This is a genomic window from Pseudosulfitobacter sp. DSM 107133 (genome assembly GCF_022788695.1).
Lineage (GTDB): Bacteria > Pseudomonadota > Alphaproteobacteria > Rhodobacterales > Rhodobacteraceae > Pseudosulfitobacter.
In genome coordinates, this window is record NZ_CP085154.1 from 2047476 (window position 1) to 2070447 (window position 22972).

Below are 22972 nucleotides of genomic sequence, written 5' to 3' on the forward strand. Positions count from 1 at the left end.
GGACCCCGCATGGACCTCGTACTCGTCAATCTTATCGACGGGCTGGTGACCGGACTGCTGTTGTTTATGCTGTCTGCCGGTCTGACACTGATTTTCTCAATGATGGGCGTTCTGAACTTCGCCCATGCCAGCTTTTACATGTTGGGTGCCTATTTCGCCTACCAGATCAGCATCGCGCTGGGGTTCTGGATGGGTCTGTTGGTGGCACCCCTGATCGTCGGGGTCATTGGCGCCGGAGTGGAACGCTATGGCCTGCGCCGCGTCCACCAATACGGCCATGTGCCGGAACTGATCTTTACCTTTGGCCTTGCGCTGCTGATCGAAGAGCTGGTGCAATTCATCTGGGGCAAGAACCAGTTGCCTTATCAGATCCCCGAAGTCCTGAACTTTACCGCCTTTGCCATCTCGGGCAATTCCATCCCGGCTTACAAGGTGTTCATGATCTTCATCTCGATCGCGATCTTTATCGGTCTGCTGTATGTGCTGACCAAGACGCGCGTTGGCATGATCATTCAGGCGGCCCTCAGCTATCCGCGCACGGTCGAGGCATTGGGCCACAATGTACCGCTGATCTTTATGGGTGTCTTTGGTGTTGGCACCGCGCTGGCCGGCGTGGCCGGTGTGATTGCGGGCCCGGTTCTGGGCACGTTCCCCGGCATGGCCTTTGTGCTTGGGTCGATCGTCTTTGTAACGATCGTCATCGGCGGGCTTGGATCATTGTGGGGCGCATTGGTGGCATCATTGCTGATCGGCTGGATCACCACCTTCGCCAAATCCTATAACATCCGGATGGAAGACATCCTGAACGGCATCGGCATTTCCACACCGGAAAACCTGGGCGACAGTATGTTCCGGGACATCTGGACCGTCACAAGTCCGCAAATCGCTGACATCCTTCCGTATATCCTGATGGTGCTGATCCTTATTTTCCGCCCCTACGGCCTGTTTGGGAACCGTGACGCATGAGCAATCCTATGAAAGAAAACCAGATCACCACCGATCCGACCAAACCCGCCCAGCGGATGCGGGCAGGTGGCCTTCGGATCGCGGCCATGCCCTGGGTCATTGCCGGACTGTTCCTGTTGGTCATGCCCTTCATCTTTACCGACAACTCGGCGATTACCATCATGAACCAGATGGCCATCACGATCATCTTTGCGCTGGCCTATAACATGCTGCTGGGGCAGGGCGGGATGCTGAGCTTTGGCCATGCGGTCTATGCGGGCGTCGGCGGTTTTGCCTGTATGCATGTGATGTCGATGACCGATTTCTTCGCCCTTTTGCCGCTGCCGGTTCTGCCGCTTTTCGGCGGGCTGTTCGGCATGGGGCTGGCGATGATCATCGGCAGTTTCTCGACCCGCAGCGCGGGCACGGTCTTTGCCATGATCTCGCTGGGTGTGGGTGAACTGATTGCCGCCTGTTCGGTTATCATCGTCGCCTTCTTTGGCGGAGAAGAAGGCGTATCGGGCGACCGGACCTATGCCAATCCCTTCTTTGGTGTCGAGTTCCTGCACCAGATCGAGGTTTACTACTTGATCGCCTTCTGGCTGATGCTGTCGGCGCTGTTGATGTATTTGTTTTCGCGCACCCCTATCGGGCGCATGGCGAACGCGGTGCGCGACAACCCCGAACGGGCCGAGTTTCTGGGCTATTCGTCCCGCTGGGTGCGCTTTTACAGCTTTATCTTCTCGGGCTTTTTCGCCGGTATCGCGGGCGGGCTGTTTGCCATCAACTATGAAATCGTCACCGAAGAGAACCTGAACACTGCCTCGTCCGGTGTCATCCTGCTGGTGACATTCCTGGGCGGTGTCGGGTTTTTCTTCGGGCCGATCATCGGGGCCATCGCCTTTACCCTGCTGCAAACCGTTCTGTCGCTGCAAACCGAACTTTGGGCCTTTTATGCAGGCGTGCTGTTCCTTGCGACCGTGATGTTCTTTCCCGGAGGGCTGGCGGGTCTGCTGATGATGCATGTGCCTGCGATCCGACTGGGCAAGGCGTCGGGGCTGATCGTGCCCTATCTGAAAACGCTGATACCTGCATTGATCGGCATATTGGGCCTGTCTGCCCTGGTCGAAATGACCTTTCATTTCCGCCACGCGTCGGTTGGCGACGAGGAAATGACCGTGTTCTGGACAACCTTTGACAGCCACACGGTGCTGCCTTGGGCCGTTGCCATCGCGGTCACCGTTGTTGCCTTTGCCATCATGCGCATGATGCTTCCAACGCTGCGCACGGCATGGGCCGAGGCCAACACTGCATCCAGTACATCCCAAGGAGGTGCCGCATGACCACCGCTGCACTTGAACTGAAAGACCTGCGCAAGAGTTTCGGCAAGACCGAGATCATTCGCGGCGTCAATCTGGCTGTCGGGCAAAGCGAACGCCACGCCATCATCGGGCCGAACGGGGCGGGCAAGTCTACCCTGTTCAACCTGATCACCGGACGGTTTCCGCAAACCTCTGGCTCGGTGCGATTGCATGGCAATGATCTGGCGGGCAAGGCCCCGTTCGAGATCAACCGCATGGGGCTGAGCCGGTCATTCCAGATCACCAACATCTTTCCCAAGATGACCGTCTTTGAAAACGTCCGGTGTTCGTTGCTGTGGTCGATGGGCTACAAATACAACTTCTGGGCCATGGTCGGGCGCAGCCGTGCGCTGACCGAAGGGGCGGAACAGATTCTGGAACAGATCAACCTGACCAACCGGCGCGACCTGCCTGCGGGCACGCTGTCCTATGCGGAACAGCGCGCGCTGGAAATCGGCATTACCATCGCCGGCGGCGCCGACGTCATCATGCTGGACGAACCCACCGCCGGCATGAGCCATTCGGAAACCGATTATATCGTCGAGTTGATCCGCACCGTGACCGAGGGCAAAACCCTGATCATGGTCGAACATGACATGGGCGTGGTCTTTGGTCTGGCCGACCGGATTTCGGTGCTGGTCTATGGCGAGCTGATCGCCACCGGCCGCCCCGAGGACGTGCGCGGCGATCCCAAGGTTCAAGAAGCCTATCTTGGCGCTGCACTGGAGGCAGAACACTGATGCTCGAAGTCACCGATCTGCACGCCTACTATGGCAAATCACACATCCTGCAAGGGGTGAACCTGAACATCCAGGAGGGCGAGATCGTCGCCCTGTTGGGGCGCAACGGGGTGGGGCGTTCGACCACCTGCAAGGCGATCATGGGCGAGGTTGTCCCGCATGGATCGGTCAAGTTCCGTGGTCAGGAAATCGCGGGTAAAAAGGCATTCGAGGTTGCCAACCTTGGCATCGGCTATGTGCCGGAAAACCGTGATATCTTTCCGGGTCTGACCACACGGCAAAACCTGATCCTGGGCCTGAAACCGGGCCAAAAAGACGGGGCGGGCCGTTGGGCCATGCAGGACATGTTCGACATGTTCTCGAACCTGAACGAGCGCGCGGACGTCGAGGCATCGGTGATGTCGGGCGGCGAGCAGCAGATGCTGACCATGTGCCGCACGCTGATGGGTGACCCCGATCTGGTGATGATTGACGAACCGACCGAGGGCCTGAGCCCGCAAATGGTGCAAAAGGTCGCCTCAGTCTTGCAGGAAATCGCAAAGCGGGGGGTGTCGACGCTGTTGGTTGAACAGAAGCTGTCGATCGCTTTGGACATCGCCCACCGCGTCTATGTGATGGGTCACGGCCAAGTGGTATTCGAGGGCACGCCCCAAGAGCTGAAAGCGCGGGAAGACGTGCGCAAGGAATGGCTGGAGGTCTGACCCTTTGGCGGTGTCGGGGGGCCAGCCCCCCGGCGCTGACGCGCCACCCCCCGGAGTTTATCCGGCAAGATGAAGGTCACCCTGTCGCTCAACGCAGCGTCACACCCTGTTTTTGGCCTTTGACAGTGCTGGAATAGCCGTCACATTGACACCAAAACAGGGGGACATGATGGCAGATCAAACGTGGATCACGCAAATCGACCATGGCGACGGTATTGTCGAGCTGGTCTTGAACCGCGCACCGGTCAATGCACTGGAACCTGAAACCCTGATGGGGTTTCGCAATGTTATGAATGCGTTGTCTGGCGATAATGATGTACGCGCGATAGTGCTGTCGTCTGGGTGCAAGGTGTTTTCCGCAGGGTTGAACCTGAAACAGGCGCAACACTTTATCCGCGACGATCAACGCGCCATCGTGGACGGGCTGAATCAAGGCTTCATGGCGCTGTTTGCCTGCCCCAAACCGGTAATCTGTGCCATCAACGGGCCTGCAATTGCGGGCGGTTTGTTCTTTGTGCTGGCGTCAGACCACCGCATTGCCGTGCCACGCGCCCAGTTCGGTCTGGCGGAGGTGCGGGTGGGCGTCGGCTTTCCTGCGGGTCCGCTGGGGATCGCGCGGGCCATGCTGGATTCGAATATGACGCGTCGCATGATGATGCGCGGGCAACCCATTGATTCAAAATCCGCTTTAGCCGCCGGACTGGTGGATGAAATTGTCGAATCTGACGGGTTGGGACAGGCCGCCTTGAATGCGGCGCGGGAGTTTGCGCAGATTCCGCCAACTGCCTATGCGTCGGTCAAGGCGCAACTGCGTGGCGATACAATTGCCCAGATCGAACAAGCTGTTGAGACCGAAAGCGCGGCGAACCTGCCATGGTTCACAGATGAAACAGCCACCGCGATGGCGCGGATGATAGGATAACACCATGCCCACACTTGATAAAACCCGTCTTGATCGCATCAAACCATGGATGCAACGCTATGTAGATGAAAGAAAATTTGCAGGCAGCAGCGTTTTGGTCAACCAAAGCGGTGCCGAGGTTTTCTATCATCAGACCGGCTTGCGGGACGTGGCCAGTGCCGCGCCCTTCACCCGCGATACGGTGGCGCGGATTTATTCGATGACCAAACCCGTGACTTCGCTGGCGCTGATGATGCTGGCCGAGGAAGGGCGCATTCATCTGGATGCGCCGCTGTCGGCTGTGCTGCCCGAGTTTTCAGAGATGTATGCATTGGTTGACGGTGCCACAGCGATTGATCAGGTCGAACGCTGCCCGGTGCCGACCCTGCACCAGACCGTGACCCATACGGGCGGTTTCAGCTATCCGTTCAACCCCGGTGTGCTGCCAAAGGCGATGGAAGAGGCCAAGCTGTTGTTCGGTGCCTCGGAGGGGCCGCTTGCAGAGGTCACGCAACGGCTGGCACAGATGCCGCTGGCCTTTCAGCCGGGTACGCGCTGGGAATATTCCGTCGGCATCGACGTGATCGGCCGTGTGGTCGAGGTTTTGTCAGGGCAGACGCTGGATGCGTTTTTCCAAAGCCGTATTTTTGACCCGCTGGGCATGCGCGAAACCCGCTTTGCCGTGCCCGAGGGCGCATTGGATCGTTTCGCGTCGCTGTATACGCCGCTGGCCAGTGGTGCGATGGCGCTGAACAACGCCGAAAGCAAAAGCGCCGAGACCTTGCGCTGTGTGGATGTGGCCGGAAAATCCCCGTTTCGCGCGCCCAGCACCCTGTCGGGCGGCGGCGGGCTGGTGGGAACCATTGACGATTACATGCGCTTTTGCGAGGCGCTGCGCACCGGCGGACAGGGTCTGGTGTCGCCCGCGACGCTGCGGTTCATGATGTCCAACCACCTGCCCGGAGAAATCGCCAGCATGGGTCCTTCCAGCTTTGCCGAACAGCCGATGACAGGCACCGGCTTTGGCATTGGCGGGTCAACCGTGCTGAACCCCGCACGCACCCGCACGCCGTCATCGGTGGGCGATTTCAGCTGGGGCGGCATGGCATCCACGTTCTTCTGGATTGATCCTGTGCATGATCTGTCCGTGGTCTTTTTCACGCAACTCAGCCCGTCAAGCAGCTATCCCGCACGTCCCGAGCTAAAAGCATTGATACACGGAGCCCTGACATGAGCGAACGACGCATACTGTGGACCCCAAGCCCAGAGCGCGCCGCCAACACGTCGATTGCACGGTTCGAACGCTGGCTTGAACGCGAACGCGGGCTGCGCTTTGCCGACTATCCGGCGATGTGGGACTGGTCGGTGGCTGACCTGGAAGGGTTCTGGTCTGCCATCTGGCAGTTTTTCGATCTGCCCGCGTCCGTGCCGCCCACCACCTTTCTGGCCAAGAACCAGATGCCGGGCGCGGAATGGGGGCCGGGGGCCAAACTGAACTATGTCGACCATCTGCTGCGTCATGCCGATACACGGCCCGACGAGGTGGCCGTGGTCGTGCAATCGGAAACCTTTGATCGCGTCAGCCTGACATGGGCCGAGCTACGCAATCAGGTGGCGTCGGTTGCCGCGCATCTGGCGGATATGGGTGTGGGGCAGGGCGACCGCGTGGTGGCGATCCTGCCAAACACGCAGGTTTCGGTTGTTGCCTTTCTGGCCACCGCATCGCTGGGGGCTGTGTGGTCATTGTGCGCGCCTGATATGGGGCATGTGGCCATTCTGGACCGGTTCAAACAGATCGAGCCCAAGGTACTGATTGCCCAAGACGGCTATACCCACGCGGGCAAGCCGATAGACCGCAGCGCGGTGATCCGGCAGATCAGCGAGGGGCTGCCCAGCGTGACAGGGCGCATCATGGTACCGGTGGCCCAGGCATTGCCCGTGGGCTGGACCGACTGGGAAACGCTGACGGACCGCGCGGCCAAGCTGGAAAGCTGTCAGGTGCCTTTCGAGCATCCGTTGTGGATCGTCTATTCGTCGGGCACCACGGGCAATCCCAAACCTATCGTGCACGGACACGGCGGCATCGTTCTGGAATCGGCCAAGCAATCGCTGCATCAGGATCTGGGCCCGACAGACCGCTATGCCTGGCTGACGTCTTCGGGCTGGATCATGTGGAACTCGCAATTCTCGGCCTTGGGGCAGGGCGCACGGCTGGTGATGTATGACGGCGCACCGCATTTCCCCGACATGGGCGTGGTCTGGCGCGTGGTTGCGGACGAGGGGCTGACCTATTTCGGTGCGGGTGCTGCATTTTTTGCAGGCTGCCTCAAGGCCGGTATTTCACCGCGCACGCAGGTTGATCTTTCCGCATTGCGCGCGCTTGGTTCGACCGGATCGCCGCTGTCCGAAGATGCATACAACTGGATTTACTCAGAGGTGAAAGAAGACGTCTGGCTGGCCCCCATTTCGGGCGGCACCGATCTGGCAGGGGCCTTTGTACTGGGCCATCCCGGATTGCCGGTGCGCGCAGGCGAAATGCAGTGTCGGGCACTCGGCAATGCGGTGCGTTCTTACGACGAAGAGGGCAAGGAATTGATCGACGCCGTGGGCGAACTGGTGTGCACCCAGCCAGTGCCCTCGATGCCCTTGTATTTCTGGGGAGACGACGATGGCAGCCGTTTGCATGATGCCTATTTCGATACCTATCCCGGTATCTGGCGGCACGGTGACTGGATCGAGATCAACGCGCGCGGCGGATCTGTGATTTTCGGGCGATCCGATGCCACGATCAACCGCAAGGGGCTGCGCATGGGCTCGGCCGAGATCTATCAGGCGATCGAAGGGCTGCCCGAAGTGATGGACAGTCTGGTGGTCGATCTTGAGTTTCTGGGCCGCGAAAGCTTTATGCCGTTGTTCGTGGTGCCCACAAAAGGTCAGACGCTGGACGATGCCCTGAAAGAGCGCATCAACGCGGCCATCCGCACCAGCGTTTCGGCCCGTTTCGTGCCCAATGAAATCATCGAAGTCACTGACATCCCGCGCACACTATCGGGTAAAAAGCTTGAAGTTCCGGTGAAAAAGCTGCTTTTGGGCGGTGATCCGGCCCGCGTCGTGAACCGCGACTCGATGGCCAACCCTGCCAGCTTCGACTTTTTCATTGATTACGCAAAGGCCCGCGCCACATGACAGATGCCCAGGAAACCCTGCTGAACCTGCTTGAAATCGAACGGCTAGAGGTCGATTTGTTCCGCGGGACCGGGCAGGGTGGCGAAACCTCGACGCGGATTTTTGGCGGTCAGGTGGTGGCACAGGCGCTGGCGGCCGCCTATGGCACCGTGCCCGACCGGCTGTGTCACTCGTTGCATGCCTATTTCATCCGTCCCGGTGATCCCGAAATTCCGGTGATCTACCAGGTGGACCGCGCCCGCGACGGCGGCAGCTTTACCACGCGGCGCGTGGTGGCGATCCAGCACGGCAAGCAGATCCTGAACATGTCGGCCAGCTTTCACGTCGAGGAACCGGGCCGCCATCACCAGCATCCGATGCCACAGGTGTCCGGCCCCGAAAACTGGCCCGACCGCAACGTGCTGCGGGCCGAGGAACTGGACCGCGTGCCCGAACACCGCCGCGCCGATTTCATGCGGCCGCGCCCTATCGAGCTGCACGACGTAGACCCGCGCGACCTGTTCGAGCCTGAAATCGTGTCGGATGAAAACCACACCTGGTTCCGCATGGCCGCCGCCAAAGGCAGCAGCCCGCAAATGCAGCACTGTATGTTGGCCTATGCGTCGGACATGAACCTGTTGGGATCGTCGCTGCGCCCGCACGGGCTGACATGGATGAGCGGCAATGTGATGACCGCAAGTCTTGATCACGCGATGTGGTTCCACGCGCCGGTGCAATTTGAAAACTGGCATCTCTATACGATGGACAGCCCTTGGACGGGTGGCGCGCGCGGGTTCAACCGGGGCAGTATTTACGATCAGAACGGCGTGCTGGTCGCCTCGACCGCCCAAGAGGGGCTGATCCGAGAAATTACACCGCGCGACTAGTGGGTGCGGCACGCGAGACCGTGCCGCTGCCTGTTAACCAAAGACGAAAAAGCACAACTTGTTGTGGTCAACGTCGCGCACATAGGCACCATAGAACCGGTCGGCGATACGTTGGCCCGGTGCGCCCTCATCCGTGGCGCCCAGTTCGATGGCACGGGCATAAAGCGTGTCTACGTCTTCCTTGCTGTCCGCCGTGAAGGCGATCATCGTGCCGTTTCCAGATGTCGCAGGCTCTTTGTCATAGGGCTCGCAAACCGCCAGCATCGGTTGCCCGCGGCCCGTGCTGATAAAGGCAATGCGGCCGAGGTCTGTCACGATCTTGGCCTGTTTCGATGCAAAGAGGTCTGTATAAAACTGCTTTGCCTGGGTCATGTCAGAGACGCCCAATGTGGTGTAACCGATCATATTTCTGTCCTTCAAAGGTGAAAACTGCCGACAAGCGGCGCTGCCCGCTTGCCTGCTCCTATTTTGACTAGGCGTCGTCGAACTGTCCGTATTTACGGTTCAGTTTACGCATACCGCCAATCCAGCGGTCATAATTGTCGGTTTTGTTGCGCATATACCCCATGACTTCGGGGTGGGGCAGAACCAGAAACGTTTCATTGCGGATGGTTTCGATACAGGCCTGGGCAACCACGTCGGGTTCCATCATGCCGTCGATGGCGGCAACGTGCTCTTCGTGGCCGCGCGTCATCTCGGTGCGCACGGCTTGGGGGCACAGGACCGAAACCTTGATCCCCTGATCGCCATAGGTCATCGCCAGCCATTCGGCCAGACCCACAGCCGCGTGTTTGGTCACACCATATGGCGCGCTGCCCACCTGGTTCAGCAGACCCGCCGCCGACGAGGTGTTCAGCAGATAGCCGCCACCGCGTGCCGTCATCAGCGGCACCAGCTTGCGCGCGGCCCAGACGTGGGACATCACGTTGATTTCCCAGATGCGCTGCCAGCCGTCATTGTCCACTTCGACACCGCCGGCGATCGAGATACCGGCGTTCGAGCAGAACAGATCAATCGGGCCAACCTCGGCCTCGACACGGTCGATCATCGCAACGATCTGCTGCTCGCTGGACACGTCGACTTCGATGGCCAGACCGTCGATGCTGTTGGCGGTCTCAGCCGCCCCTCTGGTATCACGGTCAACACAGACAACCGTGGCACCTGCGGCGCGATAAGCCACACACATGGCGCGCCCGATGCCGCTGGCGGCGCCGGTCACGACAACAATTTTATCTTTTAATTCCATTGCTTATGTCCACATGTTCGACCCACCACAGACGGTCAGCGCCTGTCCGGTCATATATTTGCTGGCATCCGACGCCAGATAGACGGCCAGACCACCGAAATCGTCAGGCTCGCCCAGACGGCGCAACGGAATCTCGCCCTGAATGCGCTTTTCGACCTCGGGGTTGTCCCACAGTTCGCGGGCAAAGTCGGTTTTGACCAATCCGGGGCAGATCGCGTTGAACCGGATGCCGTGCGGCCCGAATTCCTGTGCCAGATTGCGCACCAGTCCGATCAGCGCCAGTTTCGACATGCCGTAGGTGCCCAGCATTTCCGACGGTTTGAACGCACCGATGGAGGATGTGAACATCATCGAACCGGACCCTTTTTCAATCATGTCGGGGGCGACCATCGTGGCCAGCCACTGGTTCGACAACACGTTGGCGTTCATCGTCTTGTGATAGGCATCGTCGGGGATTTGCGAGGTCTTGCCGTAATAGGGGTTCACACCCGCATTGCCGACAACGATGTCGATGGGCCCTGCGATCTTGCGGGTCTGGTCGACCAGCGCCTGAAGCTGGTCCTTGTAGCCCACGTTGCAGGCGACACCGTGGGCACGCGTTGCGCCCACGGTTTTGTTGATGTCAGCGGCGGCTTCGTCCAGCTGATCCTGCTTGCGCGCAGAGATCACAACGGTTGCGCCGTGCTCGGCCAATGCGGTGGCCATCGCCAGCCCCATGCCCTTGGACGCGCCCGTCAGAAGCGCCACTTTTCCGGTCAGATCGAACATCTTGCTCATGGTCCCGAAAACACCTTGCCCTGGGTCTTGCCGTGCGCGGCAAGCTGACGTTCGTTGCTTTCCTGGAACTCAGCCACTTCGGCGCGGGCGACGACGTGGTGATGCACCTCGTCGGGACCGTCCGCAAAGCGCAGCGTGCGCTGGCCGGTGTACATATTTGCCAAAGGCGACCACTGCGACAGACCTGTGGCACCGTGCACCTGCATGGATTGGTCGATGATCTGGCAGACCTTTTCCGGCACCATCGCCTTGATCATGCTGACCCAGATGCGGGCCTCTTTGTTGCCCAGAACGTCCATCGCCTTGGCCGCTTTCAGAACCATCAGGCGCATCGCCTCGATCTCGATCCGTGCGCGGCTGATGGTTTCCATGTTCTTGCCAAGGTCGACGATCCGCTTGCCAAAGGCCTTGCGGTTGATCGCGCGGTCCATCAGCAGGTCCAGCGCTTTTTCCGCCTGACCGATCGAGCGCATGCAGTGGTGGATACGGCCCGGCCCAAGGCGGACCTGGCTGATTTCAAAGCCACGGCCTTCGCCCCACAGGATGTTTTCCTCGGGCACGCGCACGTTGGTGAACTTGATGTGCATGTGACCGTGCGGCGCGTCGTCATGGCCAAAGACATGCATCGGCCCGAGGATTTCAACACCGGGGGTGTCGATGGGCACAAGGATCTGGCTCTGCTGGCGGAAGGTTTCCGCGTCGGGCGAGGTTTTGACCATCACGATCATGATCTTGCAGCGCGGATCGCCCGCACCCGAGATATAATATTTCTCGCCGTTGATGACCCATTCGCCGTTTTCCAGCACGGCGGAGGTCGAGATGTTCTTGGCGTCCGACGAGGCAACATCGGGTTCGGTCATGGCAAAGGCCGAACGAATTTCACCGGCCAGAAGCGGCTTCAGCCATTTGTCTTTCTGGGCCTGGGTGCCGACACGTTCCAGCACTTCCATGTTGCCGGTGTCGGGCGCCGAACAGTTCAGGGTTTCGGGTGCCAGCGGGCTTTTGCCCAGCTCGGCGGCGATATAGGCGTAATCCAGGTTCGACAGGCCTTCACCGGTTTCGGCGTTGGGCAGGAAGAAGTTCCACAGCCCCGCGTCACGGGCCTTTTGCTTGGCACCCTCCAGCAGCTCCAGCTGACCCGGCGCATAGGACCAACGATCGGCGCGGCCTTCGCCCAGACGAAAGAATTCATCGGTGATCGGATCGACGTTGTCACGGATGTGACGGATGACCGCGTTCAGCAACGGCTTGTTGCCCTCGGACATCTCAAGGTTGTTCATTTCCGGCGTTGATTTTGCCATGTTCGGCCCTCTCTTTCGATTTCTATCGGTTAACCCAGTTGGGTTTGCGTTTCTCGACAAAGGCCGTGACGCCCTCGCGGTGATCTTCGGTTTTCATCAGCGCGCCCAGCACCTCGTAGCTGTAGGCCAGACTGTCGTCCAAACCTTCGGCACGGGCCATTTCGTTCAGCACCCGTTTGGTGGCGCGCACGGAAGAAGGTGATTGTGATGCAATGTCCTCGGCCATCTTCATGGCGGCATCCATCAGGTCGGCTTGCGGGACAACAGCGTTCAGGATGCCGTGGCCAAGCGCCTCGGTCGCGTCCATGTGGCGACCGGTGAACAGAAGTTCGTTCGCCTTGGTGCGCGACATGAACCGCGACAGGCGCTGAACACCCCCTGTGGCTGCGAAAAAGCCGACCTTGACCTCGGGCAGGGCATAGGTGGAATTGTCTGCCCCGATGATGATGTCGCAGGCCAGCGCGGTTTCAAAGCCGCCGCCCATGGCAAAACCGTTCACGGCGGCGATCACCGGCTTGTCCAGATCAAAGCGTTTGCTGAGCCCCGCAAAGCCACTGTCAGGGATCGTGCCGCCCTTGCCGGATGCGCTGTGTTTCAGATCGTTACCGGCCGAGAATGCCTTGTCGCCCGCGCCGGTCAGCACGGCCACCCACAGGTCGTTGTTGTCGCGGAAATCGTTCCAGATTGCGTCCATTTCCATGTGCATTGGCGGGTGCACGGCGTTGTACACTTCGGGGCGGTTCATGGTCACGATCAGGATCGGGCCACGGACCTCGGTGGTGACGAATTCAGGCATGTGCATTGTCCTTTCCCAGACAGGCAGCTTGCAGGGCGCGCCGGTCAATTTTGTCGGTGGTGCCACGGGGCAGGGGGTCGCGTTGGAACCAGAAATGTTCGGGCACTTTGAATTTGGCGATATGGTCGCGCAGGAACGCCTTCAGGTCTTCTTCGTCTATCGAATGGCCCTGTTTCACCTGCACACCCGCGCCCACGACTTCGCCCAGACGGTCGTGCGGCACGCTGAACACACAGGCCTCGGCCACGGCGGGATGACGGTGCAATGCGCCTTCGACATCCAGACAGGCGATGTTCTCGCCGCCGCGAATGATGATGTTTTTCTTTCGGTCCACGATGGTGACAATGCCGTCTTCATCGATGAACCCCAGATCCCCCGAGCGCAGCCAACCGTCTTGAAGCACTTCGGCGGTGGCCTCGGGCTTGTTCAGGTATTCACGCATGTTGCAGGGGCTTTTAACCGTGATTTCCCCCACTTCGCCCACACCCACAGGCTGACCGACATCGTCCAGAAACCGCAGTTCCTGCACCGCCGGATACAACCGGCCTACGGCTCCGGGGCGTTCCAGATATTCGTCGCCAACCAGTCCGATGCCCATGGCGTTGGTCTCGGTCATGCCCCAGCCGGTCGCAACGGCGGCATTCTTGAACGTTTCAGCAATCTCGGCCACCTGAGGCGCGGGACGTTTGGCACCACCACTGCCGATATAGGTCAGCAAGGGCAACTCTTCGCCCATCTCGCGCGCGGCCACCACCAGATCGGCGGATTGTGTCGGAACACCCAGAAAACGGGTCACTTCTTCGTCGCGGATCAACTCGACCGCACGGCGCGCATCCCATTTGGACATGACCACAATCTTGGCACCCGCAGGCATCGACAGCATGAAACACGGATGTGTCGCCGTGACATGAAACAGGGGCGTCACGATCAGCGCAACAGGGCGCTGTACCGGCGCATCGGGATCTTCGGGCGGGTCGATCAGCGGGGCCATGACAAAGGTCAGCAACCAGGAATAGACTGCATTGACCACGCCACGATGGGTCAACACCACGCCCTTGGGCTTGCCGGTCGTTCCCGAGGAATACATGATCGCAAAGTCGTCATCGGTGTCGATGCCGACATCGGCGGGCGCCACATCGCCCACGTCGCGCACAAGATCGGCATAGCGCACTGGCGTTTTTGCATCACGTGTGCCGATGATGGTCAGACCCAGTGACGGCTCAAGCGGCGCAAGACGCGCAGCGCGGTCGCCGTCGGCCAGAACCAGCCTGGCGTTGCTGTCTTGCAGGGCATAGTCCAGCTCTTGTGTGGTCCACCAGCCGTTCAGGAAAACCACCACGCCGCCCAGCGACGCAATCGCCATGATGCCCAGCAACAGTTCCGGGCAATTGCGCATGGCCAGTGCCACGCGTGTGCCGCGTGCCACGTCAAACCTGTTGGCCAGTATATGAGCCAGACGGTCTACATCCGCGATAAACTGGTCATAGGTCCAGCGCTCGTCCTCGAACACCAGATATTCGGCTGCGCCATCCTGCATCGCTGCGCGGCTGTGGCGCATCAACGCGGCGACATCGCCCGGAATGTTCTTGTAAACCTTATAGTCAACGCCACGAATACTGGCGGTAGTCAGTTCAAATACAGGGTTCGTGGCGGTCAGGTGTGCCGCTGCTTCTTCATAGGTCATAGCAGTCATCTCAGGTCCACTCGATGACCTGCGCACACGGAATTGGCCATGTGAATCCTCCCATTTTGGTGAGCCGGGACTTCCTCCTTCCCGGTTCCTCTAGGGCAACCCTAGGCCCAAAAGAACCCACTGCCAATACCGCAGAACGGAATTGCGTTTCACTGCGACGTAAGGTCAGAAAAAACGATTACAGGTCAAAATCCGCTGACAGAATGCTGTTTCGTCACGTTGACAACCGCGCAGTTGCACGAAACAAGTTGCCCCATTCAATGACGCCGCAAAAGGCCGCCTGTTATGACAATCAAGACGATTTCGACTACAATTTTCAATGACCAAAAACCCGGCACCTCGGGCCTGCGCAAAAAGACGCGCACCTTTATGGGGCCGCATTATCTGGAAAATTACGTCTCAGCGACGTTTACGGCCATCGGCGGCGGCGCGGGCAAGTGTTTTGTGCTGGGTGGCGACGGGCGATTCTTCAACCGTCCGGCAATCCAGACCATCCTGAAAATGGCTGCTGCCCAAGGTGCTGCGCGTATCATCGTAGGGCAGGGCGGCTTGCTGTCGACGCCTGCCGCCTCGCATCTGATCCGGCTGAACGGGGCCGATGGCGGCTTCATCCTCTCGGCCAGCCACAACCCCGGCGGCATTGACGCGGATTTCGGGTTGAAGTTCAACGCAGCCAACGGCGGCCCCGCATCCGAAGCGCTGACGGCGCGCATTCACGACGCGACGCTGGCGATCAAAAGCTATGACATTGCCGAAGTTGACGACATCAACCTGGACACCGTCGGCCAGACCCGGATCGGCACCATGGTGATCGACGTTGTTGATCCCGTGGCCGATTACAGCGACCTGATGGCCAGCCTGTTTGACTTCGATGCCATTCGCGCGCTGTTCGCAGGCGGCTTTACCATGCGCTTTGACGCCATGCATGCGGTTACGGGGCCCTATGCGCACGCGATCCTTGAGGATACGCTGGGGGCCGCCAAAGGCACGGTTGTGAACGGTGTACCTTCCGAGGATTTCGGCAAAGGTCACCCTGATCCAAACCCGATCTGGGCCAAGGAACTGATGGATCTGATGATGTCGGAAGCTGCCCCGGACATGGGTGCCGCATCGGATGGCGACGGCGACCGCAATATGATTGTGGGCAAGGGGACATACATCACGCCTTCGGACAGTCTGGCCATGCTGGCGGCCAATGCGCATCTGGTACCGGCGTACAAGAACGGCATCGCAGGCATTGCACGCTCGATGCCCACCAGCGCCGCAGCAGACCGGGTGGCCGAAGCGCTTGGCATTCCATGCTTTGAAACGCCGACCGGATGGAAGTTTTTTGGCACATTGCTGGATGCCGGCCGCGTGACCATCTGCGGCGAAGAAAGTGCCGGCACCGGATCACATCATGTACGCGAAAAAGACGGGTTATGGGCGGTACTGCTGTGGCTGAACATTCTGGCGGCGCGCGGCAAAAGCGTGGCCGAGATCCAGGCTGACCACTGGCAGCGTTTCGGGCGCAACTATTATGCGCGCCACGACTATGAGGCGGTCGAAAGCGCACGCGCCGACAACATGATGGCCCATCTGCGTGCGCAACTGGACAGTCTGCCAGGGCAGCGCTTTGCCGGTTTGAACGTCACCAGGGCCGACGATTTTGCCTATACCGATCCGGTGGACGGGGCGACCAGTGCGGCGCAGGGCATTCGTCTGTTTTTTGAAGGCGGCGCGCGCGCCGTGTTCCGCCTGTCCGGCACAGGCACCGAGGGCGCCACGGTGCGCCTGTATCTGGAACAGTTCGTCAAGCAGAGCGATTATGCAGCTCCTGTCGAACAAGTGCTTGAGGCGGTGCGCGCGGCGGCCCTTGAAATCAGCGATTTGCCCAACCTGACGGGGCGGTCGCGCCCGGATGTGGAAACCTGAGCGCACTTAGGAGACGCATTTGAGGGTAGCGCGCACCATTCCCTTTAGATAACTCATTGTTTTATAACAAGAGTCTTACTTGAAGGTAGCGCGCGCGCCTATGTGAACTCACGGTGAAGTGCAGTTCTTGATATCTCGTTTTACTCCAACCGGTTCTGTATTTCCATCAGGTTGCTTTCAAAGACCTCAGCGGGCGTCCGGTAGCCAAGGCACTTGCGCGGCGTTGCGTTGAGGCGGTGGCAAATCGACCTCAAATATCGATTTGTCAGCGCCGTCGGTGCGGTTGATCTTGGCAGGTATCGGCGCAGCCTGTTGTTCGTATTCTCAACAGTGCCTTTCTGATAGGGCGCTTGCGGGTCACAGAACCAGGCATCCGCACCGATCCCGGCCTTGAGATGCTTCCATGCCGAAAACTCGGTGCCGCGATCAAAGGTGATCGACTGGCGCGCGTCGGCGGGCAGGGGAGCCAACCCGTTGATCAGGGACTCCATGATCGGTTTGGATTGGCGGTCTTCATTACGCATCACGACGGCATAGCGGCTGACGCGCTCGACCAGTGACGTCACGTTTACCTTCCCATGCTCCTTGCGGAACATCATCAAGTCGCACTCCCAATGGCCGAATTCCAGGCGTTCTGAGACGCGCTCAGGCCTGTGTGACAGGCTTTGAACGTCGAATATGTGGGTTCTGTTGTGCCTGCGGTAACCACGCGGCCGGCGGCGACGGCGATGCTCAGGGAGATGGCGGTAGAACTGTTCCTCGCGACCGTCTTTGGAATAGGCAAAGCGATAGATCGTCTCGTGGCTCACGCGGATCGGGTGCCGTTCGAGCCGCATCCGGCCGGCGATCTGTTCGGGGGACCAGCCAGCCTTCAGGCGGTCTTCGATCGCGGCTTTCAAATCAGGGTGAATGATCATCTTGCGATGGATCGCGCGGCGCTGCTCATATTTGTCCTGAGCGACGAGCGCGTGATACCCGTTTAGCTCAGGAAGTTCGTCGTCCGTGTACCGATTACGCTTAATGTCTCGGTAGATCGTGGACGGGTCGCGACCCAGTCGATCCGCGATCTCTGAAATCGGCATTTTGGCTTCAAGCCACTTTGCAAGCTTGCGACGTTCGTCCAGCTTCAGGTGACAGTAGTGGGTTCCCATTCTTCATCCTCCGTGCAACTCTCTGTTTTAGTAAGGAATTTGCACTTCGTTTGTGAATCCACCCTACGGCACCACCTGAAACGTATAATCCATATTATGTTATATTATTCACACCATTACCCGGTCGACAAACCGGATACAGAAGCCGCGGGTGTTACCGCACGGCTTCTGTCGTTTCTGCTTAGCCCAAGGCGTAGCCGGCACCGCGCACCGTGCGCACCGGATCGGTTCCACCTGTCACTGTCAGTGCTTTGCGCAGCCGCCCGATATGTACATCGACGGTGCGTGTATCGACATAGATGTCGCGCCCCCAGACACGGTCCAGCAGACTTTCGCGGCTCCAGACACGTCCCGGTTTTTCCATGAACGTGCTGAGCAACCGGAATTCGGTTGGCCCCAGCTTCACTTCGGTTTCACCGCGCGTGACGCGATGGCGTTCGGCGTCCAGAATGATATCTTCATAATGCAACTGCACACCCACCGTCGCGGGTCGCACACGGCGCAGCTGGCTGCGCACACGGGCCATCAGTTCGATCATCGAATAGGGTTTGACCACATAATCGTCGGCACCCGTTTCCAGGCCCCGCACCTTGTCGACCTCTTCGGATCTCGCAGACAGCATTATCACTGGGATATCACGGGTTTCCGGCTTGATCTTCAACCTGCGACACACCTCGATCCCGCTCAGGTGCGGCATCATCCAGTCCAATACGATGATGTCCGGCGACGCCTCGTCGATCATCATCATCGCATCTTCGCCATTGCCTGCCGAGACCACATCAAAGCCTTCGGCAGACAGGTTATAGACCAGAACTTCACGCTGTGCCGGTTCGTCCTCGACGACAAGCACACGCGGTTGATCGGCTGACATGATCCGGCCCCTTTACAGCGGTTGAACCGACGTGGTGTCGGCTTTGGAACGGTTTTCATCGGCATGCACGCCGGTGACCAGATACACGGTCTGTTCGGCAATCGAGGTCACATGGTCGCCCATGCGCTCGACGTTCTTTGCAATGAAATGCAGGTGCATACAGGCGGTGATGTTGCGCGGATCTTCCATCATGAAGGTCAGGAATTCGCGGAACAGAGCGTTGTACATCTGGTCGACTTCCATATCGCGGTCGATCACGTCCTGCGCCAGTTCCGCGTCGCGGTTCACATAGGCGTCCAGCGCGTCCTTGAGCATCCGCTCGACCTCGCGCGCCATGCGGCGCAGCGCCCCTGCGCTGTCGCTGACCGGCGACAACTGCGCCAGAACGCCGGTGCGCTTGGCCATGTTTTTTGCATAGTCGCCAATGCGTTCCAGGTTGGCGCTGATCTTGATCACGCTCAGGATCAGCCGCAGGTCCACCGCAATCGGCGCGCGCAAGGCGATGACGCGGGCGGCCTCTTCGTTGATGGTTTCTTCCAGCGCGTCGATCTTCTTGTCGGCCTTGCGGACCGCCTCGGCGCGTTCTTCGTCGCGGGTTTCAAGGCTGATCGCAGCCTCCAAAATCGCTTCTTCTACCAGTCCGCCCATTTTCATGATCTGCGCCTGAATGGTCTCCAGGTCGCGGTCAAAAACGGATGCAATGTGTTGATCTGACGACATTATTACTGCTCCTCAGCCGATACGGCCAGTGATATAGCTTTCGGTGCGCGGGTCGGTCGGGTTGGTAAAGATCGTGCCCGTCTCGCCGTATTCGACAAGATTCCCAAGGTGAAAGAACGCGGTTTTCTGGCTGACGCGCGCGGCCTGCTGCATCGAGTGGGTGACGATCACCACCGAATAGTTCTGGCGCAATTCATCAATCAATTCCTCGACTTGCGCGGTGGCAATCGGGTCCAGCGCCGAGCATGGCTCGTCCATCAGCAGCACTTCGGGTTCGGTCGCCACGGCGCGTGCGATGCACAGACGTTGTTGCTGGCCGCCCGAAAGACCGGTGCCGGGCGCATCCAGACGATCCTTGACCTCGTTCCAGATGGCCCCGCGCCGCAGGGCACGTTCAACGATGTCATCCAGGTCGGCCTTGTTCTTGGCCAGACCGTGAATGCGCGGACCGTAAGCCACGTTGTCATAGATCGACTTGGGGAACGGGTTCGGCTTTTGGAACACCATGCCCACCTTGGCCCGCAACTGCACCGGATCAACGCGCTTGTCATAGATGTCTTCGCCGTCGATCATGATGTCGCCCTGTACGCGGCACACATCAATTGTGTCGTTCATCCGGTTGATACAACGCAGGAAAGTCGACTTGCCGCAACCCGAAGGCCCGATGAATGCCGTGACGGTTTTGTCTTCAATGTCGACGTTCACGTCCTTGATGGCATGTGTGTCGCCATAATAGACCTGCACGTTGCGCGCACTGATTTTCAGTTTCTGGGTATCCACGGTTCTCTCCGCCATTAGATCTTTCATTGGTCCATCGTTCCTTTCTTACCAACGCCGCTCGAAGCGCCGCCGCAGGATGACCGCGATTGTGTTCATGGCCAGCAGGAAGACCAGCAGGATGATGATACCACCCCACGCGCGTTCATAAAACGCCGGGTCGGCCCGTTTGGCCCATTCGTAGATTTGCGCAGGCATGGCCGAGTTCGGAGACAGCAGCCCGCTGGCGATACCGTCGGGTGCGTTCGATGCGATAAAGCCCACCATACCGATCAGCAGCAGCGGTGCGGTTTCCCCCAGCGCCTGTGCCAGACCGATGATCGTGCCTGTCAGGATGCCGGGTGCAGCCAAGGGCAGCACATGGTGGAATACAGACTGCATTTTCGACGCCCCTACCCCCAAAGCCGCATCTCGGATCGACGGCGGCACGGCTTTCAGCGACGCGCGGGTCGAAATGATGATCGTGGGCAGCGTCATCAAAGTCAGCACCAGACCGCCGACCAGCGGCGCTGATGTGGGCAGGTGCATATAGTTGATGAAAACCGCCAGACCCAGAATACCGAACACGATCGACGGCACCGCTGCCAGGTTCGAAATGTTGACCTCGATGATGTCCGTGATCCAGTTCTTGGGCGCGAATTCTTCCAGATAGATACTGGCCGCAACCCCGATGGGCAGCGCCAGGACCAGCACCACCAACATCATGAAGAACGACCCGACCATCGCAACCCCCATGCCGGCCGCTTCGGGGCGTGCGTCTGACGCGTCCGCACCGGTGATAAAGGACAGGTTGAACTTCTTCTTCAACGTGCCCATTTCTACAAGTTTATCCACAAAATCAAGCTGTTCAGAGCTGATATTCTTGTCGTTTGCAATGCTCTCCCGGCTGACGCGGCCCTTGAGATAACCATCAACACGGCTGGAGGCCAGAAAGTTGAACTGCACAACCTGTCCGACCATCTGCGGGTTTGCCAGAACATAATCCCGCAGCTGCGCCGGTGCACCCTTGGACAGGATGTCGGCCATGTCGGCGGCCTGGATATCGCCGTCCATGCCGGTCTTTTCCACCATGTCTGCCATCGCCGTTTTCAGCAGCGGCGCATAGCCAAAGGTCGAAACCTTCTTCATCTCTTCAATGTTGCGGTTGCCGTTCTTATCCAGCTTTGCCTCAAGCAAGGCCACATCCAGCGTCACGAACGTCTGGGTAAAGGCGCCTGTTCCGCGGCCAACGATGTTGACCAGCAGGATAGCCAGCATCAGCAGACCCACGGCAATTGCCGCAATGCCGTAGAACTTGAACCGTGTTTCGGCGGCGTTGCGTTTGCGGGTGCGGGCGTCGGCTTGCAAAAGCGAGCCGTGAACGTGCGGGGTGTCGGATGTCATGTCAGTCATCAGTCATACTGCTCGCGGTATTTGCGCACGATATAAAGCGCGATCACATTCAGCCCCAGGGTCAGGACAAACAGGGTCAGACCCAAGGCAAAGGCCACCAGCGTTTCGGGGCTGGCAAAGTTGGTGTCGCCCGTCAACTGGCTGACGATACGGGTGGTGATGGTGGTCATCGCCTCAAGCGGGTTGGCCGAAATCTTGGCAATGGCCCCTGCCCCCAGCACCACGATCATGGTTTCGCCAATGGCGCGGCTGGCAGCCAGCAGAATGGCACCGACGATGCCGGGAAGCGCGGCGGGCAGCACCACCTGACGGATGGTTTCGGAATGCGTGGCACCAAGGCCCAGCGAGCCGTCGCGCATCGCCTGCGGCACCGCGTTGATGATGTCATCGGACAGCGAGCTGACAAAAGGGATCAACATGATGCCCATCACCAGACCGGCGGTCAGCACCGATGTGGCCCCGCTCATCCATTCGACACCCAACAGCCCCTCTTCGCCGCGGCCAAAAATCTTGACCAATGCGGGGCCAACCGTCAGCAAGGCAAACAGACCGTAGACGATTGTGGGAATACCGGCGAGGATTTCCAACAGCGGCTTGGCTGCGCTGCGCACCTTGGGGCCTGCGTATTCGCTGAGGTAGATGGCCGAGAACAGCCCGATGGGCACGGCCACCAGAAGCGCGATGATCGAGATATACAGCGTGCCCCACAAGAGCGGCAGGATCGACAGGTCGCTGTCACCGCGAAAGTTCGGGGCCCATGTGCTGCCAAAGAAAAAGTCGGTCCAGGAATGCAGGCGGAAGAAGTTGATCGATTCAAACAGCATCGACAATACGATGCCCACCGTGGTCAGGATCGCGATGCTGGCCGACAGGATCAGCAGCGCCAGAATGCCCTTTTCCACCACGTTGCGTGCGCGGAAATCAGCGGTGGCCAGACGCAGCGACAGCACAAACGCCAGCAGCGCGATCACCGAGACCAGAACCGTCATCCAGAAGCGGCCCGTAGAGGATTGTGCGCGATACATCTGGGCCGCGTCCAGAACCGGTTGTTCTACGACCGACCCCAGCGCCACGCCTTCGGCGGCCAAGGTGGCGCGCAGATCGGTGGTGCTTGCATCCAATGTGGCCGCGCGGTCTGCGTCCATCACACCACGCTGCACGATCACGTCCAGACCGTCGGCCAGCCGACGTACATCGCTCATCACCAACCCGCGTGACGAGCCTTCGGCAATTGCGCTGTCGGGGATTGTCTTGAACACGGCACTGTCGATCATCATCGGTTGCGCCAAAAGCCAGATGACCAGAACGCCCAATGCGGGCACTGCGGTCATCATGGCGGCGTTCCAGCCGTAATAGTTTGGCAGTGAGTGAAGGTTGCGGCGGTCGCCACCACCAGAGGCTATCGCGCGGCTGCGGGCCATATAGAACCCCAAGGCAGACAGCCCCAGCACCACAATGACCATCAAACCGGCAGTGCTGCCACCGATGAGGTCGTTAATAAGATCGGACATTCTCTATCCCCCGGCGGGTGGGCCATTGCACACCCAAATCGTCATTTGTCTTGATGCGTCTCAAGACGGGATTGATGAAAGGCGGCGCTTTGGCTGCGCCGCCTTCCTGTTGTTCAATCGCAG

Annotated in this window: 21 protein-coding genes; 9 read left to right on the forward strand and 12 right to left on the reverse strand. The window is 59.4% G+C overall.

Going from position 1 to position 22972, the window contains the following annotated elements; translation table 11 throughout:
- The first annotated feature begins 9 nt into the window (after positions 1 to 9).
- The 8 genes from DSM107133_RS10095 to DSM107133_RS10130 all read left to right on the forward strand — a co-directional run bounded on the left by DSM107133_RS10095 (position 10) and on the right by DSM107133_RS10130 (position 8700).
- The gene (locus DSM107133_RS10095; RefSeq protein WP_114292005.1) at positions 10 to 966 is read left to right on the forward strand and encodes a branched-chain amino acid ABC transporter permease; all 957 of its coding nucleotides are present in this window, start codon (positions 10 to 12) and stop codon (positions 964 to 966) included.
- Positions 963 to 2288: a branched-chain amino acid ABC transporter permease gene (locus DSM107133_RS10100; protein ID WP_114292004.1), complete on the forward strand. Its 1326-nt coding sequence runs from the start codon at positions 963 to 965 to the stop codon at positions 2286 to 2288. Before DSM107133_RS10095 ends, DSM107133_RS10100 begins: the two co-directional genes overlap by 4 nt.
- Complete coding sequence (locus DSM107133_RS10105) at positions 2285 to 3046, forward strand: ABC transporter ATP-binding protein (RefSeq protein WP_114292003.1); 762 nt, start codon at positions 2285 to 2287, stop codon at positions 3044 to 3046. The genes DSM107133_RS10100 and DSM107133_RS10105 overlap by 4 nt, the downstream gene beginning before the upstream one ends.
- On the forward strand, positions 3043 to 3747 hold the full coding sequence (locus tag DSM107133_RS10110; RefSeq protein WP_114292002.1) for an ABC transporter ATP-binding protein: 705 nt from the start codon (positions 3043 to 3045) through the stop codon (positions 3745 to 3747). The genes DSM107133_RS10105 and DSM107133_RS10110 overlap by 4 nt, the downstream gene beginning before the upstream one ends.
- Positions 3748 to 3913: 166 nt before the next feature.
- Positions 3914 to 4669, forward strand: a complete 756-nt coding sequence (locus tag DSM107133_RS10115; protein WP_240310388.1) for an enoyl-CoA hydratase/isomerase family protein — start codon at positions 3914 to 3916, stop codon at positions 4667 to 4669.
- 4 nt (positions 4670 to 4673) lie between these two features.
- Positions 4674 to 5882, forward strand: a complete 1209-nt coding sequence (locus DSM107133_RS10120; protein ID WP_240310387.1) for a serine hydrolase domain-containing protein — start codon at positions 4674 to 4676, stop codon at positions 5880 to 5882.
- Entirely contained in the window at positions 5879 to 7834 is a 1956-nt protein-coding gene (locus tag DSM107133_RS10125; RefSeq protein ID WP_114292001.1) for an acetoacetate--CoA ligase, read from the forward strand. Before DSM107133_RS10120 ends, DSM107133_RS10125 begins: the two co-directional genes overlap by 4 nt.
- Entirely contained in the window at positions 7831 to 8700 is an 870-nt protein-coding gene (locus DSM107133_RS10130) for an acyl-CoA thioesterase II (RefSeq protein ID WP_114292000.1), read from the forward strand. The genes DSM107133_RS10125 and DSM107133_RS10130 overlap by 4 nt, the downstream gene beginning before the upstream one ends.
- 33 nt (positions 8701 to 8733) lie before the next feature.
- On the opposite strand, the gene DSM107133_RS10135 is transcribed toward DSM107133_RS10130, so the two are convergent.
- From DSM107133_RS10135 to DSM107133_RS10160, 6 genes are all read right to left on the reverse strand, one after another.
- Positions 8734 to 9105, reverse strand: a complete 372-nt coding sequence (locus DSM107133_RS10135; protein WP_114291999.1) for a VOC family protein — start codon at positions 9103 to 9105, stop codon at positions 8734 to 8736.
- A 67-nt stretch (positions 9106 to 9172) separates the two neighbouring features.
- The gene (locus tag DSM107133_RS10140; RefSeq protein ID WP_114291998.1) at positions 9173 to 9946 is read right to left on the reverse strand and encodes an SDR family oxidoreductase; all 774 of its coding nucleotides are present in this window, start codon (positions 9944 to 9946) and stop codon (positions 9173 to 9175) included.
- A 3-nt stretch (positions 9947 to 9949) separates the two neighbouring features.
- A complete protein-coding gene (locus tag DSM107133_RS10145; protein WP_240310385.1) occupies positions 9950 to 10723 on the reverse strand; it encodes an SDR family oxidoreductase in 774 nt (257 codons plus the stop codon).
- Entirely contained in the window at positions 10720 to 12003 is a 1284-nt protein-coding gene (locus tag DSM107133_RS10150; RefSeq protein WP_114292026.1) for an acyl-CoA dehydrogenase family protein, read from the reverse strand. The genes DSM107133_RS10145 and DSM107133_RS10150 overlap by 4 nt, the downstream gene beginning before the upstream one ends.
- A gap of 43 nt (positions 12004 to 12046) precedes the next feature.
- Complete coding sequence (locus DSM107133_RS10155; RefSeq protein WP_114291997.1) at positions 12047 to 12820, reverse strand: enoyl-CoA hydratase-related protein; 774 nt, start codon at positions 12818 to 12820, stop codon at positions 12047 to 12049.
- Entirely contained in the window at positions 12813 to 14513 is a 1701-nt protein-coding gene (locus DSM107133_RS10160) for a class I adenylate-forming enzyme family protein (protein ID WP_114291996.1), read from the reverse strand. Before DSM107133_RS10160 ends, DSM107133_RS10155 begins: the two co-directional genes overlap by 8 nt.
- A 285-nt stretch (positions 14514 to 14798) precedes the next feature.
- Between DSM107133_RS10160 and DSM107133_RS10165 the strand changes: the two genes are divergently transcribed.
- Positions 14799 to 16427: an alpha-D-glucose phosphate-specific phosphoglucomutase gene (locus tag DSM107133_RS10165; protein WP_114291995.1), complete on the forward strand. Its 1629-nt coding sequence runs from the start codon at positions 14799 to 14801 to the stop codon at positions 16425 to 16427.
- 140 nt (positions 16428 to 16567) lie between these two features.
- Here the strand turns inward: DSM107133_RS10165 and DSM107133_RS10170 are convergent, their stop codons facing one another.
- The 6 genes from DSM107133_RS10170 to pstC form a co-directional block, all read right to left on the reverse strand.
- On the reverse strand, positions 16568 to 17578 hold the full coding sequence (locus DSM107133_RS10170) for an IS30 family transposase (protein ID WP_243253545.1): 1011 nt from the start codon (positions 17576 to 17578) through the stop codon (positions 16568 to 16570).
- A 181-nt stretch (positions 17579 to 17759) separates the two neighbouring features.
- The gene (gene phoB, locus DSM107133_RS10175; RefSeq protein WP_114295365.1) at positions 17760 to 18449 is read right to left on the reverse strand and encodes a phosphate regulon transcriptional regulator PhoB; all 690 of its coding nucleotides are present in this window, start codon (positions 18447 to 18449) and stop codon (positions 17760 to 17762) included.
- 12 nt (positions 18450 to 18461) lie between these two features.
- Entirely contained in the window at positions 18462 to 19169 is a 708-nt protein-coding gene (gene phoU, locus DSM107133_RS10180) for a phosphate signaling complex protein PhoU (RefSeq protein WP_114295366.1), read from the reverse strand.
- Positions 19170 to 19181: 12 nt separating this feature from the next.
- Entirely contained in the window at positions 19182 to 19976 is a 795-nt protein-coding gene (pstB, locus tag DSM107133_RS10185) for a phosphate ABC transporter ATP-binding protein PstB (protein WP_028956570.1), read from the reverse strand.
- Between the two features lie 18 nt (positions 19977 to 19994).
- Positions 19995 to 21338, reverse strand: coding sequence for a phosphate ABC transporter permease PstA (pstA, locus tag DSM107133_RS10190; RefSeq protein ID WP_114295367.1), 1344 nt, complete (start codon positions 21336 to 21338; stop codon positions 19995 to 19997).
- A complete protein-coding gene (gene pstC / locus DSM107133_RS10195) occupies positions 21338 to 22849 on the reverse strand; it encodes a phosphate ABC transporter permease subunit PstC (RefSeq protein WP_240310684.1) in 1512 nt (503 codons plus the stop codon). Before pstC ends, pstA begins: the two co-directional genes overlap by 1 nt.
- Between the last annotated feature and the right edge of the window lie 123 nt (positions 22850 to 22972).

Coding starts and splice junctions, on each gene's coding strand:
- DSM107133_RS10160 (WP_114291996.1), bottom strand. CDS start 14,513: ATGACTGCTATGACCTATGAAGAAGCAGCGGCACACCTGACCGCCACG.
- pstC (WP_240310684.1), bottom strand. CDS start 22,849: ATGTCCGATCTTATTAACGACCTCATCGGTGGCAGCACTGCCGGTTTG.
- DSM107133_RS10120 (WP_240310387.1), top strand. CDS start 4,674: ATGCCCACACTTGATAAAACCCGTCTTGATCGCATCAAACCATGGATG.
- DSM107133_RS10165 (WP_114291995.1), top strand. CDS start 14,799: ATGACAATCAAGACGATTTCGACTACAATTTTCAATGACCAAAAACCC.
- DSM107133_RS10150 (WP_114292026.1), bottom strand. CDS start 12,003: ATGAACAACCTTGAGATGTCCGAGGGCAACAAGCCGTTGCTGAACGCG.
- DSM107133_RS10130 (WP_114292000.1), top strand. CDS start 7,831: ATGACAGATGCCCAGGAAACCCTGCTGAACCTGCTTGAAATCGAACGG.
- DSM107133_RS10095 (WP_114292005.1), top strand. CDS start 10: ATGGACCTCGTACTCGTCAATCTTATCGACGGGCTGGTGACCGGACTG.
- DSM107133_RS10100 (WP_114292004.1), top strand. CDS start 963: ATGAGCAATCCTATGAAAGAAAACCAGATCACCACCGATCCGACCAAA.
- phoU (WP_114295366.1), bottom strand. CDS start 19,169: ATGTCGTCAGATCAACACATTGCATCCGTTTTTGACCGCGACCTGGAG.
- DSM107133_RS10125 (WP_114292001.1), top strand. CDS start 5,879: ATGAGCGAACGACGCATACTGTGGACCCCAAGCCCAGAGCGCGCCGCC.
- DSM107133_RS10170 (WP_243253545.1), bottom strand. CDS start 17,578: ATGGGAACCCACTACTGTCACCTGAAGCTGGACGAACGTCGCAAGCTT.
- DSM107133_RS10115 (WP_240310388.1), top strand. CDS start 3,914: ATGATGGCAGATCAAACGTGGATCACGCAAATCGACCATGGCGACGGT.
- DSM107133_RS10140 (WP_114291998.1), bottom strand. CDS start 9,946: ATGGAATTAAAAGATAAAATTGTTGTCGTGACCGGCGCCGCCAGCGGC.
- pstB (WP_028956570.1), bottom strand. CDS start 19,976: ATGAAAGATCTAATGGCGGAGAGAACCGTGGATACCCAGAAACTGAAA.
- phoB (WP_114295365.1), bottom strand. CDS start 18,449: ATGTCAGCCGATCAACCGCGTGTGCTTGTCGTCGAGGACGAACCGGCA.
- pstA (WP_114295367.1), bottom strand. CDS start 21,338: ATGACTGACATGACATCCGACACCCCGCACGTTCACGGCTCGCTTTTG.
- DSM107133_RS10145 (WP_240310385.1), bottom strand. CDS start 10,723: ATGAGCAAGATGTTCGATCTGACCGGAAAAGTGGCGCTTCTGACGGGC.
- DSM107133_RS10135 (WP_114291999.1), bottom strand. CDS start 9,105: ATGATCGGTTACACCACATTGGGCGTCTCTGACATGACCCAGGCAAAG.
- DSM107133_RS10105 (WP_114292003.1), top strand. CDS start 2,285: ATGACCACCGCTGCACTTGAACTGAAAGACCTGCGCAAGAGTTTCGGC.
- DSM107133_RS10155 (WP_114291997.1), bottom strand. CDS start 12,820: ATGCCTGAATTCGTCACCACCGAGGTCCGTGGCCCGATCCTGATCGTG.